Source organism: Pseudomonas sp. S5F11, from assembly GCF_019641515.1.
GTDB lineage: Bacteria > Pseudomonadota > Gammaproteobacteria > Pseudomonadales > Pseudomonadaceae > Aquipseudomonas > Aquipseudomonas rhodesiae.
On record NZ_JAIFJZ010000001.1, the window covers coordinates 5,371,805 to 5,388,281 of the forward strand.

At 60.3% G+C, this 16,477-nt stretch carries 18 protein-coding genes; 9 read left to right on the top strand and 9 right to left on the bottom strand.

The window, feature by feature from the left end; genetic code table 11:
• Positions 1–22: 22 nt before the first annotated feature.
• Positions 23–298: a hypothetical protein gene (locus tag K1567_RS24370; RefSeq protein WP_034099632.1), complete on the bottom strand. Its 276-nt coding sequence runs from the start codon at positions 296–298 to the stop codon at positions 23–25.
• A 155-nt stretch (positions 299–453) separates the two neighbouring features.
• Here K1567_RS24370 and K1567_RS24375 point away from each other — a divergent pair, with 155 nt between their 5' ends.
• A complete protein-coding gene (locus K1567_RS24375) occupies positions 454–855 on the top strand; it encodes a hypothetical protein (protein WP_034099630.1) in 402 nt (133 codons plus the stop codon).
• 33 nt (positions 856–888) lie between these two features.
• On the opposite strand, the gene K1567_RS24380 is transcribed toward K1567_RS24375, so the two are convergent.
• From K1567_RS24380 to K1567_RS24390, 3 genes are all read right to left on the bottom strand, one after another.
• Positions 889–1,755, bottom strand: coding sequence for a DUF6279 family lipoprotein (locus tag K1567_RS24380; RefSeq protein WP_034099628.1), 867 nt, complete (start codon positions 1,753–1,755; stop codon positions 889–891).
• Between the two features lie 66 nt (positions 1,756–1,821).
• Positions 1,822–2,544, bottom strand: coding sequence for a TorF family putative porin (locus tag K1567_RS24385; RefSeq protein ID WP_034099626.1), 723 nt, complete (start codon positions 2,542–2,544; stop codon positions 1,822–1,824).
• 206 nt (positions 2,545–2,750) lie between these two features.
• On the bottom strand, positions 2,751–2,930 hold the full coding sequence (locus K1567_RS24390; RefSeq protein WP_003193095.1) for a hypothetical protein: 180 nt from the start codon (positions 2,928–2,930) through the stop codon (positions 2,751–2,753).
• A 322-nt stretch (positions 2,931–3,252) separates the two neighbouring features.
• Here K1567_RS24390 and K1567_RS24395 point away from each other — a divergent pair, with 322 nt between their 5' ends.
• The 3 genes from K1567_RS24395 to K1567_RS24405 all read left to right on the top strand — a co-directional run bounded on the left by K1567_RS24395 (position 3,253) and on the right by K1567_RS24405 (position 6,178).
• Positions 3,253–4,089 carry a S1 RNA-binding domain-containing protein gene (locus tag K1567_RS24395; RefSeq protein ID WP_034099624.1) on the top strand — a complete coding sequence of 279 codons (837 nt, stop codon included), beginning with the start codon at positions 3,253–3,255 and terminating at the stop codon, positions 4,087–4,089.
• A 52-nt stretch (positions 4,090–4,141) separates the two neighbouring features.
• Entirely contained in the window at positions 4,142–4,537 is a 396-nt protein-coding gene (locus K1567_RS24400; RefSeq protein WP_034099623.1) for a DUF2177 family protein, read from the top strand.
• A 198-nt stretch (positions 4,538–4,735) separates the two neighbouring features.
• Positions 4,736–6,178: an NCS1 family nucleobase:cation symporter-1 gene (locus K1567_RS24405; RefSeq protein ID WP_220698943.1), complete on the top strand. Its 1,443-nt coding sequence runs from the start codon at positions 4,736–4,738 to the stop codon at positions 6,176–6,178.
• Here the strand turns inward: K1567_RS24405 and K1567_RS24410 are convergent.
• The gene (locus tag K1567_RS24410) at positions 6,090–7,295 is read right to left on the bottom strand and encodes an MFS transporter (RefSeq protein WP_220698944.1); all 1,206 of its coding nucleotides are present in this window, start codon (positions 7,293–7,295) and stop codon (positions 6,090–6,092) included. The two genes, K1567_RS24405 and K1567_RS24410, sit on opposite strands and share 89 nt — an antisense overlap.
• 104 nt (positions 7,296–7,399) lie before the next feature.
• Between K1567_RS24410 and K1567_RS24415 the strand changes: the two genes are divergently transcribed.
• The 3 genes from K1567_RS24415 (at position 7,400) to K1567_RS24420 (ending at position 10,367) form a co-directional block, all read left to right on the top strand.
• The gene (locus tag K1567_RS24415; protein ID WP_034099619.1) at positions 7,400–8,293 is read left to right on the top strand and encodes a putrescine utilization regulator PtrR; all 894 of its coding nucleotides are present in this window, start codon (positions 7,400–7,402) and stop codon (positions 8,291–8,293) included.
• Positions 8,294–8,452: 159 nt separating this feature from the next.
• Positions 8,453–8,575 (top strand): PA1414 family protein, encoded by a 123-nt coding sequence (locus K1567_RS27670; protein ID WP_003193089.1) that lies wholly within the window; start codon positions 8,453–8,455, stop codon positions 8,573–8,575.
• A gap of 220 nt (positions 8,576–8,795) precedes the next feature.
• Positions 8,796–10,367: an amino acid dehydrogenase gene (locus K1567_RS24420; protein ID WP_220698945.1), complete on the top strand. Its 1,572-nt coding sequence runs from the start codon at positions 8,796–8,798 to the stop codon at positions 10,365–10,367.
• A 52-nt stretch (positions 10,368–10,419) separates the two neighbouring features.
• On the opposite strand, the gene K1567_RS24425 is transcribed toward K1567_RS24420, so the two are convergent.
• Genes K1567_RS24425 through speB form a run of 4 tightly spaced genes read right to left on the bottom strand, consistent with a single transcriptional unit; the run spans position 10,420 to position 14,717 of the window.
• Positions 10,420–11,802 carry a sodium:solute symporter gene (locus K1567_RS24425; RefSeq protein WP_034114773.1) on the bottom strand — a complete coding sequence of 461 codons (1,383 nt, stop codon included), beginning with the start codon at positions 11,800–11,802 and terminating at the stop codon, positions 10,420–10,422.
• 24 nt (positions 11,803–11,826) lie between these two features.
• Positions 11,827–13,323: a cytosine permease gene (locus K1567_RS24430; RefSeq protein WP_169868047.1), complete on the bottom strand. Its 1,497-nt coding sequence runs from the start codon at positions 13,321–13,323 to the stop codon at positions 11,827–11,829.
• A 21-nt stretch (positions 13,324–13,344) separates the two neighbouring features.
• Positions 13,345–13,767 (bottom strand): nuclear transport factor 2 family protein, encoded by a 423-nt coding sequence (locus K1567_RS24435; protein WP_169868046.1) that lies wholly within the window; start codon positions 13,765–13,767, stop codon positions 13,345–13,347.
• Positions 13,767–14,717, bottom strand: a complete 951-nt coding sequence (gene speB, locus K1567_RS24440; protein WP_169868045.1) for an agmatinase — start codon at positions 14,715–14,717, stop codon at positions 13,767–13,769. Before speB ends, K1567_RS24435 begins: the two co-directional genes overlap by 1 nt.
• A 149-nt stretch (positions 14,718–14,866) precedes the next feature.
• Here speB and K1567_RS24445 point away from each other — a divergent pair, with 149 nt between their 5' ends.
• Positions 14,867–15,760: a LysR family transcriptional regulator gene (locus K1567_RS24445; protein ID WP_034099609.1), complete on the top strand. Its 894-nt coding sequence runs from the start codon at positions 14,867–14,869 to the stop codon at positions 15,758–15,760.
• A gap of 7 nt (positions 15,761–15,767) precedes the next feature.
• A complete protein-coding gene (locus tag K1567_RS24450) occupies positions 15,768–16,373 on the top strand; it encodes a tRNA-uridine aminocarboxypropyltransferase (protein ID WP_034099608.1) in 606 nt (201 codons plus the stop codon).
• Positions 16,374–16,477: the final 104 nt, after the last annotated feature.

Sequence of the window (16,477 nt, forward strand, 5' to 3'; positions counted from 1 at the left end):
GATGTCCGGTTTTTTTATGGGCTCAGTTTTCGGCCTTGGCGGCGGCCTCTTTCAGTTCTTTGAGGCGCGCGTCGATCAACTGACATTTGTCGGGGAACTCCGCGCTCTCGGTGTCCAGGTCCATTTTCTGCAGTTCGTCGTTCATCTCCTTGGCCTTGGCTGGGTTCTGTTCGGTGAGCCGGGTCACTTGCTTAGCCAGCTCCTCGCGCTTGGCGGTGGCTTCTTCCGGCGTACAGGCCCAGGTCGGCAGGGCGGTGAGCAGAGCGGCGGCGACGGTCAGATTCATCAGGGTTTTCATGGGGCGACCTCCTTGGCGTTTGTACGCAGTTGAGGGGGCGAACGTCTGGAAAGTTCAGAGAAATGACGCCCGTCCATTCGGCTGAACGGCTGCCGACGTGACAGGTCACACCTGCTGACGGGCCACTTTTGCTCACGCCCGCAGGAGGAATCAGGATGACGACTTACAACTGGGATTTGATCGAACGTTTGCTGCACGAAGTGCAGAACGGCGAGGGCAGCTTTGCCCCGCGCAAATATGCGGAGCAGGAAGCCGCCGACAAGGCCACGGCCGGTGAGTCCATCGGCAACCTGGATACGCTGAAAAAGACCGCTGCCGACTATGAAGCGTTGCTGTTCAAACGCGGCTTTATCGAATCGCGCCCGGAAGAACAGGGCGGTAACGGCGAGAATTTCATTTTGACCCCACGGGGAGCGAGCCTGCTGTCCCTGATTGACAGCTCCATTCCTGGCAACGCTCATCCGCGTCAGGTCATGGACGAGCAGGAAGACGCATTGGACCCTGAAACCTTTGATCGCGTGGCTTCCGAAGCGGCGATTGCGGGCGGCGCGATCTAGGATCGTTGTCGAGTTGCTAAGGCAGCCCGCATTTCAACGGGCAGCGGCCTTGAGGCACTTGAGTGCCTTGAAGTCGCTGCGCACGCCGTCGATTTTCTGGGTGAGTTTTAACCGCTGTTGCGGCGTGCTGTCGGCCATCAAGTCGACGATCAGGCTTCGCGCTTGCGCTTCAGTCTGGGCGTAGGCGGCACGGTATTGCGGGGTCCATAGGCTTTCACGGTCCACCAGCAGTTGCTGCATCTTTTGTGGGAAATCGGCACTGCGGCGTTGCTGGACCGCGTCGATAAACTGCGCCTGCCAATGGGCGCGGTTGCCGATCCACTGCTCATTCTGCTCACCCAGCGCGACCGACCAGGCCAGGACGCGGGCTTGCTGGCTGGGGCTGAGCGGGCCCATCCAGCTGTCCAGGCGCTTGCGCATGCGTTCGGCGCGCTCCTTGATCTGCTGTTGCAGTGGGGGCTTGAGGTATTCGTCCTGACGCTTGCGCAGGTCTTTGGCCAACGCGGCGTTCATGTCCTCGACCTGCTCATCGTCCAGCCCTTGCAGCAGCTCGATGGCCGACGGGGTGATTTCTCGTGCTACTTCGGCAATCGCTTGTTTGGCCTCGACGGTGCGGGTTTGCAGCGCGGCGTCCGTGACTTGATTGGCGTCCACCATCTGTTGCAGGCGGTCCAGCCAGTCCAGGTAACCCGGCAGTTGCGTGGTGCAATGCCAGGCCAGGTGTTCTTTGAGTGTGTCGTTGAACCAGCTCTTCTGCCCGGCGTTCATGTCCAGGTAGTCATTGAGGGTCCAGGGGATGATCACGTCCAGATTGCGATAGGCCAGGCCCACGCGATTGCAGCCGGCGAGCACCAGGCTCAGGGTCAGTACTACCACCAATAGTTTGAGCCGACGCAGCATGAGCGGATCCTTGCACAGAGGGGACTTGTGCATGTGAACCCTTGCCGGGTCCGACAGTTCAGCCCATCAATAAAACGAGCGCACGGCCTTGAGAGTCAGCAGGCCATCGCATTGCGCGTTGTGCCCGGAGTAGGCGGAGCAATTGCCGCCGCTGAGGCTGGAATCGCTGTAGATCAGGTCCAGGTCGATGCCCTTCCAGGCGCGGGAAAACTGCACCGACCAGTCGCTGAAACTGCTGATGGAGCCGCCATCCACCGACACTGGCGAGCCTAACTGATGGGTGGTGTACTTCATGCTTACCCCGATCCCGAACGGCTGTGTGCCGCTAAGGTCGGCAAAGAGGGTGCTGTCCTGGCGGTCCGGGTCGTTGCTGAAGGAAGCGCCGAAACGATTGCCGAGCAGGTTCAGACCTCCGTAGAACTCCTGGCTGTTGAGCGGGCTGAGGGTGGGGTAGCTGTAGTGGATCAAGCCGACTTCGTAGCCCAGGGTCTGATCGAAAGGGTGTTTGAAGCCCATATACGAATCGATTTCGAGGTTGCTGGAGGAGGATAGCCCCATGTTCGGCGAGAACTGGCCGAAGTACAGGCCGCTGTCGTGGCTCAGATCCAGGCCGCCGTGGAACGAGCCACTGCCCGGCGACGTCGGCTTGACCAGGCCCTGGGCCATGCTGCGGCTGGGGGTTGTACCCAGTTTCAGGTCGAAGTCGCCCAATTCGCGCTGGAAGATTTGCGCTTCGGCCAGAGGGCTGGCGACCAGGGCAGTGATCAGGAATATGCAGGGTTTAAACATGCTTCACTCCATGAAAAGCGAGGAGCAGTGACGGAAAAATCGGGCAGATGCCCGCGCTAGACGCGTGCAAGGATACCGGCGAATAGCGGTCGGTGAGGCCCGTTCGTCGATTAGGGTGCTATTGAATGCAATAAGAGGGTGGTACCGACGCTAGTCCTAGCGCCTTGAAGGCAAGGCGCTTAGGGACCAGGTGTGTTGCGAGAGTGTTACTTCTTGCCCAGGCTGATCTGCTTGGACGGGCCGAAAGTCTGGCCGCTTACGCCCTTGGCAATTTGCTGGATTTCGCCACCGGATTTAAGGAACGCAGCAATCTGGCTGTTGATCGATTCGCTGGTTTCAACGGCGGGAGCTGGCTTTGCTTTGCTGTTGGATGCTTTTACACGCATGGCGGCCACTAACCTGTAGAGAATTAACTTGGCCAGGCATCGTACATGAAATACTTGACAATTGCTTGGTAAATATCCCCTGAGAATAAAACGCCTGGTTGAAAATGGGCAAAGTTGGGCCGATGAATAACCCGCTAACTTACTGTTTTAACTGGAAAGCCCTGGAACGACTGGCCTGGCGCTCCTGGCAAAATTCATCGGGATGATCTGACGAGCGGGGCAGGGCCAGCAGAAAGCCACGCAACCCCTGGATTTTTCAGGCGTGCGCGCGTGGCGGGCACAACTCGGGTAGAATGCCGCCCACGTAACGAGGGGTTTGGAAATGGCTTTAGTCGGGCGCTACAACAGCTTGCAAGTGGTTAAACACACTAACTTTGGTTTGTACCTCGATGGTGCGCAAGACGGCGAAATCCTCTTGCCTAATCGGTATATCCCCAAAGATATTCCCAGTGAAGATGAAGACTGGCTTAACGTTTTTATTTATCTGGACAGCGATGACAAACTTATCGCTACAACTGAAAAGCCCAAAGTTCAAGTGGGCGAGTTCGCCAGTTTGAAAGTAGTGGAAGTCAACAGCATTGGCGTATTCCTCGATTGGGGGCTGCCCAAAGATCTGTTGCTGCCTTACTCGGAAGAAAAGCGTCAGTTGAGCGCGGGTGAGTATTGCGTGGTGCATGTCTATCTCGACAAGCACACTAAGCGCATCACCGCCACCGCGCGCCTTGATCGCTACCTGGACAAGACACCCGCCAACTATCAGGTGGGCCAGGAAGTCGATCTGCTGGTGGCCGAAGCCACCGATATGGGTTTCAAGGCGATCATCAACAACAAGCACTGGGGCTTGATCCACAAGAACGAAGTGTTCAAATTCCTGCGTCCCGGCAAGGAAGAGAAAGGCTTTATCAAGGAGATCCGCGCCGACGGCAACATCAGCCTGAGCCTGCAACCGGTCGGTCAGGAAGCGGCCTCCAGCCTGAACTCGAAGATCCTCGCCAAGTTGCGCGAAAACAACGGCACCTTGCCGGTCAGCGATAAAAGCGATCCGGCGGTGATCAGCAACTTGTTCGGCGTGAGCAAAGGCAACTTCAAGAAAGCCATCGGCGCGCTCTACAAACAGGGCCAGATCGTGATTCATGCCGATCGCATTGAACTAAGCTGAGGGCGTTTTGCTCTTCTGTAGGCGCTGACCGGCGCCTACAGAGGCTGTTTCCATGACCAAGAAAATCCTGTTTGCCTACCTGGGCACGTTGCTCGCCTTTTTGATTCTGGACGGCCTCTGGCTCGGCGTCCTTATGGGCCCCACCTACAAATCCCTGCTGGGCCCTCTGATGCTCGATCAACCTAGGCTGTTGCCCGCGGTGCTCTTCTATCTCTTGTATGTGCTCGGCTGCGTGGTATTCGTGGTGCTGCCCAGCGTCAGTTGGCAGCGCGCGGCGCGCTTGGGCGCATTGTTGGGGCTGGTGGCGTACGGCACTTATGATCTAAGCAACTGGGCCACGTTGCAGGGTTGGTCCGCTCAACTGGCAGTGATGGACATGGCTTGGGGCACCTTCCTCACGGCGGCCTGCTGCACGGTGGGTTACGTGTGTGCACATCGGGTGCACTGATGATTGTGTACAGGATAAATCTGCACCGTTGCTGAGCGAAGTGCCGCTGATTAAGGTTCGCTGATCCCCTTGGACTGCCGTAACACAGGGATTGTGTGCCATTGGCACGTATTCTGCTGACGATCTCGTATACAAACCATGCCGCCTCCCGTATGCACCCGCTACGGCAGCGCAGGCCGGTATGACGAGGAGCCAGCGATGACCGAACAATTGCCCAACGGCTACAGCCCACGCCTGTACAACCAGGACCTTGGTCCACTCCCGCAAAAGTGGACCTGGTACAACATCTTTGCCTTCTGGATGAGCGACGTGCACAGCGTCGGTGGCTACGTGTTCGCCGCCAGCCTGTTCGCGCTGGGGCTGGCCAGTTGGCAGGTGTTGATCGCCTTGCTCGCCGGCATCTGTATCGTGCAATTGATCGCCAATCTGGTGGCCAAGCCCAGCCAGCAAGCGGCAGTGCCTTACCCGGTGATTTGCCGTCTGGCGTTTGGGGTGTTCGGTGCGAATATTCCCGCGGTGATTCGCGGCCTGATCGCCGTGGCGTGGTATGGCATTCAGACCTACTTAGCGTCGAGTGCCTTGATCATCGTGGTACTGCGATTCTTCCCACAAATGGCGGTCTATGCCGAGCCGCATTTCGCGGGCCTCTCCTACCTGGGCTGGTTTGGTTTTCTCAGCCTATGGGTGCTGCAAGCCGCCGTGTTCTGGGCGGGGATGGAATCCATCCGCCGTTTTATCGATTGGGCGGGCCCGGTGGTGTACGCCGTGATGTTTATCCTGGCCGGCTGGATTGTGTGGAAGGCGGGTTGGGCGAATATCAGTTTCACCCTGGCGGAAAAATCCCTGTCGGGTTGGCAAGCGTTTGGCCAGGTGATCGTCGCCACGGCGTTGGTGGTGTCGTACTTTTCTGGGCCCACCCTGAATTTCGGCGATTTCAGCCGCTACTGCCGCAGCATGCAAGACGTGCGACGCGGTAATTTCTGGGGCCTACCGGTGAATTTTCTGGCGTTTTCCCTGGTCACCGTGGTGATTGTTTCAGGCACCTTGCCGGTGTTTGGCGAGATGCTGCATGACCCCATAGCCACCGTCTCGCGGATCGATAACAGCATGGCTGTTCTGCTCGGTGCCTTTGCATTTGTAACCGCCACCATCGGCATCAATATCGTCGCCAACTTTGTATCCCCGGCGTTCGACTTCGCCAACGTCGCGCCGAGCAAAATCAGCTGGCGCGCCGGGGGCATGATCGCGGCGGTGGCCTCGATCTTCATCACCCCGTGGAACCTGTTCAATAACCCGCTGATGATCCACTACACCCTGGATATTCTCGCGGCGTTCATCGGGCCGCTGTTCGGCATCCTGCTGGTGGACTTCTACCTGATCAAAAAACAACGGATCAATGTGGATGCGCTGTTCGATGACAGCCCGAGCGGGCGCTATTACTTCGACGGTGGTGTGAACTGGACAGCGGTCAAGGCGCTGGTGCCCGCGACGCTGGTGGGCGTTGCGATCACCTTCACCCCGGCATTGCAGGGCCTGGCCAACTTCGCTTGGTTCACTGGGTGTTTGCTGGGCGGCCTGTTCTTCCTGGTGCTGGCGCGACGCGAGCAGGGTCGCGTGCCGGTGCCGTTGGTTGCGAGCTGAGGACGATCCCGCCCGCCACTAACAGACCTGCACCGGCGATTACCAACGCCGGCTGCAAACCGCCGCTCAGATGGCTGCTGATCGAGGCCAGCAACGGGCCGCTCAATTGCCCGATGGCGAAACTGGCAGTGAGCAGCCCGGTGTTGCGCTGGTAGCCGTGGGGCGCGATCTCTCGCAGACGCGCCATCACCAGTTGCATGCATGCCAGGAACGGCCCGCCGCATAGCAGCACACCCAAGGCCAGGCCCCAGCCATTGCCCAGCAGGCAGGCGAACACCCCGGCCGCTTGCAGCCATAAGGTCGTCATCAGCCAACGGCGGGTAGTGTGCGCATCCTTGCGGCGCAGGCTCGCGGCCACCACGCCAAGGGCCGATGCCAGGCCAAAGCAGGGCCAGAACAGATCGGCCTGCCAGGCGCCCTTCAATTGTGCACTGGCCATTTGCGACAGAAAGGTCGCCGGGATGATGTAGCCCACGCCGTACAGCACGTAAACCCAGCACAGATGCGTGATGCTGCCATTGCGGCCAGCGCTGACGTCGGCCCCTGGCGCGGCGGTTGCCTTGACCGGCGGCAGGAACGGCAGAATCGCCAGCAGCATCACCAACGCCACGCCGCCATACACCCGCCACAGTATTGCGCTACTTTGCCCCACTTGGTTGGCGACCAGTGCCAGCACCCCCGTCAGCAAAATCCCCAGCCCCGGTCCGGCAAATACCAGTGCCCCCAAGCGCGGGCGGCCGGCGGCAAGCGCCAGGGGCTGGCTCAGGCTGGTGATCATCACCAACGCCCACGCGCTCGCCACTCCCGTGCCGAACCGGAGTAACAAATGCGCCCAAAAGCCATGGGCCCAAGACGAGGCCACGGTCAGCAGCACACACAGCCATAAGCCGCCGTACAGACGGCCGCGAATATGCTGATGGCTGCGGGCGAACATCGAATCCACTGCGCCGACGAAATAGCCCAGGTAGTTGGCGGCCGCGATCAGGCCCGCGTCAGTCAGGTCGATCTGGCCTTCATTCAGTAGGTGGGGCAGTTGCGGAGTGAGCGCGAAACGGCCAATGCCCATAGCCATCATCAAGGCGATGAAGCTGGCGAGTAAGCGGATTAACGGCGACATGGTCAGGGGTTCCTGCAAGAAACGTATGACGGTCAGCCTAAGGTGCATTGACTTTCTGCAAAAATGAATAATAGTGAGCAACTTGTTCAGTTTTGGAGAAAGGCATGGAGTTCAGTCAATTGCGCATCTTCCAGGCGGTGGCCGAAGAGGGCTCCATCACTCGCGCGGCCGAGCGCCTGCACCGCGTGCCGTCGAACCTGTCGACACGCCTCAAGCAGATGGAGGAACAGCTCGGCGTTGAATTGTTCGTGCGCGAACGTCAACGCTTGCAGTTGTCCCCGGCAGGCAAGGTGCTGCTGGACTACAGCACGCGTCTATTGGCCTTGCATGACGAAGCCCACGGCGCGGTGCAAGGCGGCCAGCCGGCAGGGGATTTTGTGCTGGGCAGCATGTACAGCACCGCGGCGATTCACCTGCCGACCTTGCTGGCGCGTTATCACAAGGCTTATCCGCAGGTGAACTTGCAGGTGCAGTCGGCGCCCAGTGGCGAATTGCTTGAAGGCCTGATCACCGGGCGCCTCGACGCGGCCTTGGTGGACGGCCCGCTGACCATCGCCTCTTTGGATGGCATCCCGTTGTGCGAAGAGCGCTTGGTGCTGATCTGTGAAGCGGACCATGCGCCAGTGCGCGGGCCTCAGGACGTGGCTGGTCGCGCAGTGTTCACCTTTCGCCGCAGCTGCGCTTATCGCGCGCGTCTGGAAAGCTGGTTTGCCCAGGATCGTGTGGCCATGGGGCGCGCTATTGAGATCGAGTCGTATCAGGGCATGCTCGCCTGTGTGATTGCCGGTTCGGGAGTGGCGTTGATGTCCGAATCCATGCTTGCCAGCCTGCCGGGCAGGGACAGTGTGTCCGTTCATCCGCTGATAGGGCAATTTGCCACTGCGACCACCTGGTTGATGTGGCGAAAAGGTATGCTCGGCGCTAACCTCAACGCATGGATCGACCTGCAGCAAACAGGCAAGGCCGAGTTGCTGCCAGACACCCGCGCCATCGCTTGAGCGATCCGTCAGGATTCAGACCTATTCGGTAATAGTTCGTTGTGGTTTGCCGCAAGCAATACGTAGTACTTAGGGCTATTATCAGTAGGAAGCGGCGATATTTTATGTAGGGCAATTCAGCTTCCGCCGATCCGCACTACCCTCAAAGGGGGCACCACCATGAAAGAGAAAATTCAAAACTGGCTCCATGACCTCGGCGTCGCCCTGGGCCTGATCGAGCCACCGCTGCAGCCGGTGCCGATTCGCACGGATGACGAACAGCGTCGCCCACGTCGCCGGTGAGCCGCGATTGAGGGAACATTGAGCACTTCGCAACTGTAGCAGCAGGCTTGTTAGGGCAAGTCTGCCACCACAGGTGTCTTAGTCTGCTCTGTGTCACACGTTCGTCTTTGAGTATCGGAATCGGACTACTTGTTTGTCAGATTTGCCTGGCTTAGTTAATCCGAAAAATCAGCGTAGAAAAAATCTCCAGCGCCTACATGAATCTGCTGGAGATAAGCCCATGACGCTCTCATGTGTCCCGCCCGTCGCCGCTTCACTGATCGCCACCCTCGACACGGTTTTACACATCGCCCCTGTCTCTAGACGCTGGAGGGCCGACGCCCCCGGCAACGTCGTGTTTCTTCCCCCCACCCTGGCCAAGCAGACACTGCTGTTGCAGATCGCACTGTTGCGGCCGTCCGCGTTGATTGTCGCGGACCAAGTCATCGACGCCGAAATCATTGAGCGCTGGCGCACAGCCCACCCATTTGGCGACCTGTGTCTGATTCGTAGAGGCACGAGCCTGGATAAAGTACGACTGGACTTGTGCGAAGCGAACGATATTCGAGTAATCAATACCCCGGGCATCAACGCGCCGCATGTGGCGGCGTATATGGCGCATTGGCTGACGCTTGGCGAGGGGGCCTTGCCCTCTGAAGTCGGCGTAGTTGGCTACGGGAATGTGGGCAAGGCGCTTGTCAGATTGTTGCTTGAGCGTGACCCCCATGTGCGAATCAAGGTGCTGGGTGAGCATCAGTCCCAAGAGACCGCCGACAGCAGAGTGACATTTGCGGTGGACCGGTTCGAAGCGCTGACGGGGGCCCATGCTGTCGCCCTATGCCCGACCCGGAATGACGAAACCACGCCCCGCATCGATGGGGCGTTGATTGAGTGTCTGCACCCACACGCCCGTCTGGTTTGCGTCGTCGAGCCAGACGTGTTCAGCGACGATGCGGTCCAGGCCCTGGCAGTGGCTGAACACCTTCAATTGGTGCTGGGCTGCGGGTCCGTCACATTGGGTGAGTTTCGCTCGCGCGCTCAACTGCTTGGCTGCAGTCTCGATACCTGGCGCAGGCCGGTGACCTTCACCATTCAAGCCACCTCCAGCGATGCCTGCCATGGCGACCTTGACCACGCCGTCTGCGTTCAGCAGAGCCTGATGGCCGTGCGCGGCCTGCTCAAGCGGTCCCTTGCCAAATCTTTCACTATCCCGACCGTGCAAACTGATGCCGCCGCGCCATGTGTGTCGATCGTCGGCAGGGGGATCAATAGCCTGTTTCAAGCCGTGATGTTCCGCTTGGCCAACTATCAGGTCACGGTGTACGGAACCGAACGACACAGCGATGATGCCCGCCTTAAGCACGTCAATACGTGGCCCATGTCAACAACGCAGCCGACAGCGGAACCAGAGCCCGACCACCGCTTGCCCGTTGAGTGTCACCGCGCAGGGCTAGAGCTGTTCGAAAAGCTGCTGGCGGACAACCCTTCGTTGGCACGACTCGCACACGGGCAGGCGACCACTGCGTTGTGGGATGAGCTTGAGGCGCTCTTGGGTGCCTCTGGGGTCCGGTTTCTGCCCCAGCAGTTGAGTCCGGCTCAAACTGCCGCACTGAGTAGGCGGCACTGCGTTGTGTCGGTCTTGGAGGGTGATGATCTCGAAGAACTATCCATCGTGTACCGCTGCGCCCACAACCGCATGGTCGCCGGCGGAACCTATGCCGCGGGCACCACGCAGGGGTTGCTGTGGGCTTCTCTGGTGCAGGAAATCATCCAAGCCAAAGCGCCTATGGTTTTGGCCATGAACGCCCAATAAAAAAAGCGGGTGCGACCTCCGACGTTGCACCCGCTGAAGAAACCGCTTTGTCTCACACCGCCCGAGCTGTCACGCCTTGTGGCTTGCGCGACAGCAGGCTCACCGCGACAAAGCTCACCAGCCCCACCGCCAGGCTGTAGTAGATCGGTGTGTTCGCATCCAGGCCATCCTTGAACATGAAGACCAGCGCCGTCACAAAGCCCAGGGCCATGGAGGCGATCGCGCCAGGTGTGCTGGCGCGTTTCCAGAAGATCGCGCCGATCAGCGGGATCAACATACCGCCCACCAACAGGTTGTAGGCCAGGGTCAGAGCGCTGATTACGTCGTTGACCACCAACGCAATGCCCAGCACTGTCGCGCCGGTCAGCAGGGTGAACAAGCGGTTGAGGCTCAGGCTCGACTGCTTGCCGCCGCGCAGGCGCGGCAGCAGGTCTTCGGTCAGCACGGTAGAGGCGGCCAGTAGGCCGGCGCTGGCGGTGGACATCATCGCTGCCAGCGCTGCGGCGATCACCAGGCCGCGAATGCCGTCTGGCAGCGACAGTTTCACGATAGCGGCGAAGGCGTTGTTGACGTTGTCCAAGTCCGGGATCAGCACATGGGCCGCCATGCCGATCAATGCACAGGCCAGCCCGTAGAGCACGCAGTAGAAACCGGCGAAGGTTCCGGCGTACTGCGCGACTTTTTCATCACGGGCGGTGAACACCCGCTGCCAGATGTCCTGGCCGATCAAAATGCCGAAGAAGTAGATCATGAAGTAGGTGATGATGGTGTCCCAGCCGATCGCGGTGAAGCTGAAACTCGACGCCGGCAGCTTGGCCACCAATTCGTCCCAGCCACCGACGCGATACAGGCAGATCGGCAGCAGGATAAACATCAGGCCGACGGTCTTGATCACGAACTGCACGATGTCGGTAAGGGTCAGCGACCACATGCCGCCGATGGTCGAATACACCACCACCACGCCGCCGCCCAGTAGCACCGACACCCAGAACGGCAGGCCGAACAGCACTTGCAGCACGGTGCCGATGGCCAGGATCGAGGTGACGCCGATCATCAACGCATACGCCAGCATGATCACCGCGCTGGCCTGGCGCGCCATGGGGTTGTAGCGTTTTTCCAACACCTGAGTGACGGTGAAGATCTTGAGCTTGAGCAGCGGCTTGGCCAGAAACAGATTCAGCGCAATGATCCCCATGCCCAGCGCCGCGCACAGCCAAAAGCCCGAGATGCCATGCACATAGCCCAGGCGCACCGTGCCGACGGTAGACGCGCCACCCAGTACCGTGGCGGCCATGGTGCCCATGTACAGCGACGGGCCCAGGTTGCGGCCGGCCACCAGGTAATCTTCGTGGGTCTTGGCGCGGCGCATGCCGTAATAGCCGAGCACGAGCATACCGGCGGCGTAGATGAGTACGACGAATAAATCCAAAGCCATGACGGCGAGTCTCCGATTATTGTTTTAGGCGGTTTGCACGCGGGTAGTGGCCAAAGCCCTGGCCGACTCGGTCGGTCCATACACCGACGCCGGCTCCGGGAACACCCGCAGCAGCGCCAGGTACACCACCGAAGCCAGCCCCAGGGTCACCGGCAGGCTGATGTCGATGCCGTCGGCCAGGTTGCCCAGCGGCCCGACGAACTGCCCCGGCAGGTTGACGAAGCACAACCCCACCAGCGCGCTGGGAATCCATGCCCCCAAACCGCGCCAGTTCCAGCCGTGGCTGAACCAGTAACGCCCGCCGGTCTCGCCGCGGGTGAACACTTGCAGGTCATCCGGGCAATAGAAGCCGCGGCGCACGATCAGGCCGATGATCATCATCACCATCCATGGCGTGGTGCAGGTGATGATCAGCACGGCGAAAGTCGACACGCTCTGCACCAGGTTGGCGGCGAAACGTCCGATAAAGATGAAGGCAATCGACATCACGCCGATCAGCAATGTCGCCCTGACCCGAGAGAGCACGCGGGGGAATACGCTGGACATGTCCAAGCCGGTGCCATACAGCGAGGTGGTGCCGGTGGACATGCCGCCGATCACCGCGATCAGGCACACCGGCAGGAAGAACCACGTCGGCGCCACCGCCAGCAGGCCGCCGACATAGTTGTTGGCCGCGATGTAATCCGGCGCCTTGACCGCCACGATGGTCGCGGTGGCCAGGCCGAACAGAAACGGAATCAGCGTGGCGATCTGCGCGGCGATCACCGCCAGCATGATGCGCAGTTTCGGCGTCTCGCGCGGGATGTAGCGCGACCAGTCCCCCAGGAACGCACCGAAGGAAATCGGGTTGCTCATGGCCACCAGTGCCGCGCCGATAAAGGCCGCCCAGAAGCCGCTCTGGCCTAAGGCCAAGCTGCCGGCGAAATGGCTGTCGAAGGTCGGTGCGAAGGCAAAGATGCCCAGTAGGAACAGTAGGCTGGCCGCCCACACGGCAATGCGATTGACCCACAGCATGAAACGAAAGCCATAGATGCACACCGTCAGCACCAGCAGGGCAAACATGCCGTAGGCCAGGCCAAGGGTCAGGTCGTTTTCCGGCAGGCCGATCAGACGTTTCGCTCCGCCGACCAGCGCATCCCCCGAACTCCACACCGACAGGGAGAAGAAGGCAATCGCCGTCAGCAATGACAGAAACGAGCCGACAATGCGCCCATGCACACCGAAGTGCGCGCCGGACGACACCGCGTTGTTGGTGCCGTTGAGCGGCCCGAACAGGCCCATGGGCGCCAGGATCAGCGCGCCCACCAGCACGCCCAGCACAATCGCCCACACACCGGCCTGGAATGACAGGCCGAACAGTACGGGGAAGGAGCCCAACACGGCGGTGGCAAAGGTATTGGCACCGCCGAAAATCAGTCGGAACAGATCCTTGGGGCTGGCGGTGCGCTCGTGGTCCGGGATCTGTTCGACCCCGTTGGTTTCTATGGTGCGAATACTTTTTTGGTTGTTTTTATTATTCATGATCAGCTCCGATCACATTGGCTAAGGGGGCGGCAGCCCTTCCGGCATAGCGGACAAATGTTCGTGACAGGCCAGCCACAGGCCTTGTTTTTGTTGTGTGCCAGACCCTTGCCGAATAAACACAATGGTCTCGCGTTCCTGGCTGGAGCAGTGCTCCCCATGCATGCGCAACTCGGTGGCCACGTCATGCATAAAAATCGCCACATCCCCGTGCAGGCTGACGTGGGCATTACTCGACGTGCAGGACAGCACCTCGAATCCTTCGTCCCTGCGCCAGCTGTCCCACAACGTCTGGTACGCGTCGCGACTCAGCAACGGCTCGGGCAGGGTATAAAACACAAAGCTGGCATCGGCGGTGAATGCGTCGAAGTAGGCGGCGCGGTCATTGCGTGCGAACGCGGCCACCAGGTCGGCGGCCGCTTGCAGCACCTCGTGCGCGATCATCAACGGTGCGCCACGCCAGGCAGCACGCAGAGCATTTCGTACAGCAGATTCGCGCCCAACAGGGAGGTATTTCCGGTGGTGTCGTAGGGCGGTGACACTTCCACCAGGTCGCAACCCACCAATTCCAGGCCCTGGCAACCGCGGATGATTTCGATCGCCTGAATGGTGGTCAACCCGCCGATTTCCGGGGTGCCGGTGCCAGGTGCCCAGGCCGGGTCGATGCCGTCGATATCGAAGCTCAGGTACACCGGGCCGCCGCCGACTTTTTCCCGCACTTCGGCCATCAGAGGGGCGAGGGAGTGGTGCCAGCATTCTTCGGCCTGGACTACGCGAAAGCCCTGCTTGCGGCTCCAGTTGAAGTCTTCGGCGGTGTAGCCCTGGGCGCGCAGACCGATCTGCACCACGCGGTCGCAGTCGAGCAGGCCTTCTTCCACCGCGCGGCGGAACGTGGTGCCGTGGGCGATTTTCTCGCCGAACATATGGTCGTTGACGTCGGCGTGTGCATCGATGTGCACCAGTCCGACCTTGCCGTGTTTCTTGTGGATCGCCCGCAGGATCGGCAGGGTGATGGTGTGGTCGCCGCCCAGGGTCAAGGGGATCACGTCGTGTTCGAGGATCTCGTGATACGCCTCTTCGATAATGCGCACGGCATCCAGCAGGTTGAAGGTGTTGATTGCCACGTCACCGATGTCCGCCACCGACAGCGAGTCGAACGGCGCGGCGCCGGTGGCCATGTTGTAAGGGCGGATCATTACCGATTCGGCGCGGATTTCGCGGGGCCCAAAGCGGGTGCCGGCGCGCAGTGAGGTGCCGATGTCCAAGGGCACGCCGATAAACGCGGCGTCCAGACCCTTGGCCGTTGGCAGGTGGGGCAGGCGCATCATGGTGGCGATGCCGGCAAAGCGCGGCATTTCGTTGCCGCCCAGTGGTTGGTGAAAAATCTTGTCCACGGGAGTGCCTCATCGTTGTTTTGGTTGTTGGGGGCCGATTCTGCGAAAAGCGCGGCGCCGGACAAATCGGCTGAGGCAAATACTTAGTTCAGATTTTTCTAAACTAAAGTAGGCAGGTAGACTGCCGCTCTCAACCCTCGGAGCCGCCCATGGCCAACGCCTTGCCAGACCTGAAACTCCTGCGCATCTTCGTCAGCGTCGTGCGGCACCAGGGGTTCGCCAATGCCCAGCACGAACTCAACCTGTCGACATCGGCTATCAGCACCTATATGAGCCAGCTGGAATCGGCGCTCGGCCTGGTGCTGTGTCATCGGGGGCGCGGCGGCTTCAGCCTGACCAGCAAGGGCGAGTTGTTCCATCAGGAAACCCTGCGCTTGCTGGCCGAGCTGGAAGGCTTCGAGCAGTACGCCGCCGCGCTCAAAGGGGAATTGCGCGGTACCCTCAAGCTCGGCGTGCTGGACTCCACGGTCAGCGACAAGGCGCTGCCGTTCGCTGAAGTGATCGGCGCCTACAGCCAGGAACACCCGGCGGTGCACCTGCATCTGTCGGTCATGAGTCCCTACGAATTGCAGCTTGGCGTGCAGGACAATCGCCTGGACCTGGCGATTGGCGCCTTTTCCAATCGCATGAGCGGGTTGATCTATATGCCGCTGTACCGCGAGCAGCACTGGCTGTATTGCAGCTCGCGCCATCCGCTGTTCGGCGAGCGGCGTATTCCGGAACAGGTGATTACCCAGCAGCGCATGGTTGGACGCGGCTACTGGAGCCAGGCGGAACTGGCGCGCCATGGTTTCAAACACAGCGCGGCGACCGTGGAAAGTATGGAGGCGCAGTTGATCCTGGTGCTGTCCGGCGCCTATATCGGTTACCTGCCGGAACACTACGCCCAGGCCTGGGCCGACAAAGGCGATCTGCGGGTGTTGTTGCCCGCCACCTTTGGTTATCAGGCACCGTTTTCGATGATCATGCGCCGGGGCCGCAGCCGCGAACCGTTGATCCAGACTTTCCGCGACTTACTTAAAGCTCAGCTCAATCAGGCCTGATACCAGCATGTCCAGACCCCAATGTTCCCGTTGCCTCAGGCCCGCAGCCCATTGCTTGTGCGCGCTGATTCCCCGTCTGGATAGCCGCACTCGGGTGTTGTTGTTGCAGCATCCGAGCGAGGTCAACCATGCGCTCAATACCGCGCGCCTGGCGGCATTAGGTTTGAACAATGCGCAACTGGTGGTGGGCGAGGTGTTCGATGATCTGCCGACCTTGTTGAACCCTCCCGGCTATCAGGCACGGCTGTTGTTTCCCGCTGACGACGCCCAGCCATTGCACGCTTATGGGCCCGACGCCCAGCCGCTGTTGCTGGTGGTCCCCGACGGCACCTGGCGAAAAGCACGTAAATTGCTGCACCTGAATCCGTTGTTGGCGGCGTTGCCACGGGTGTCGCTGGCCGAGGGCGGTGTGTCGCGCTATCGGCTGCGCAAGGCGCCCGGGCCGGGAGCCTTGTCGACGGTTGAAGCAATTGCGCAGGCATTGCAGGTGCTGGAGGCACCCACTTCTTTCGAGCCGCTGCTCAAACCTTTTGAAGCATTGATCGACGGGCAGATTGCGGCGATGGGGGACGAGGTTTTCCAGAAGAATCATGGCGGCGGGCATTGGGAGTAGGCGGGGGTCGTTGCAGCATGAAATGCGCTCACATGTGGGAAGGGGCTCGCCCCCGATAGCCCCTCACAGCTGCCCATTTCCCTCGCTTATTCCCATAAGCCATA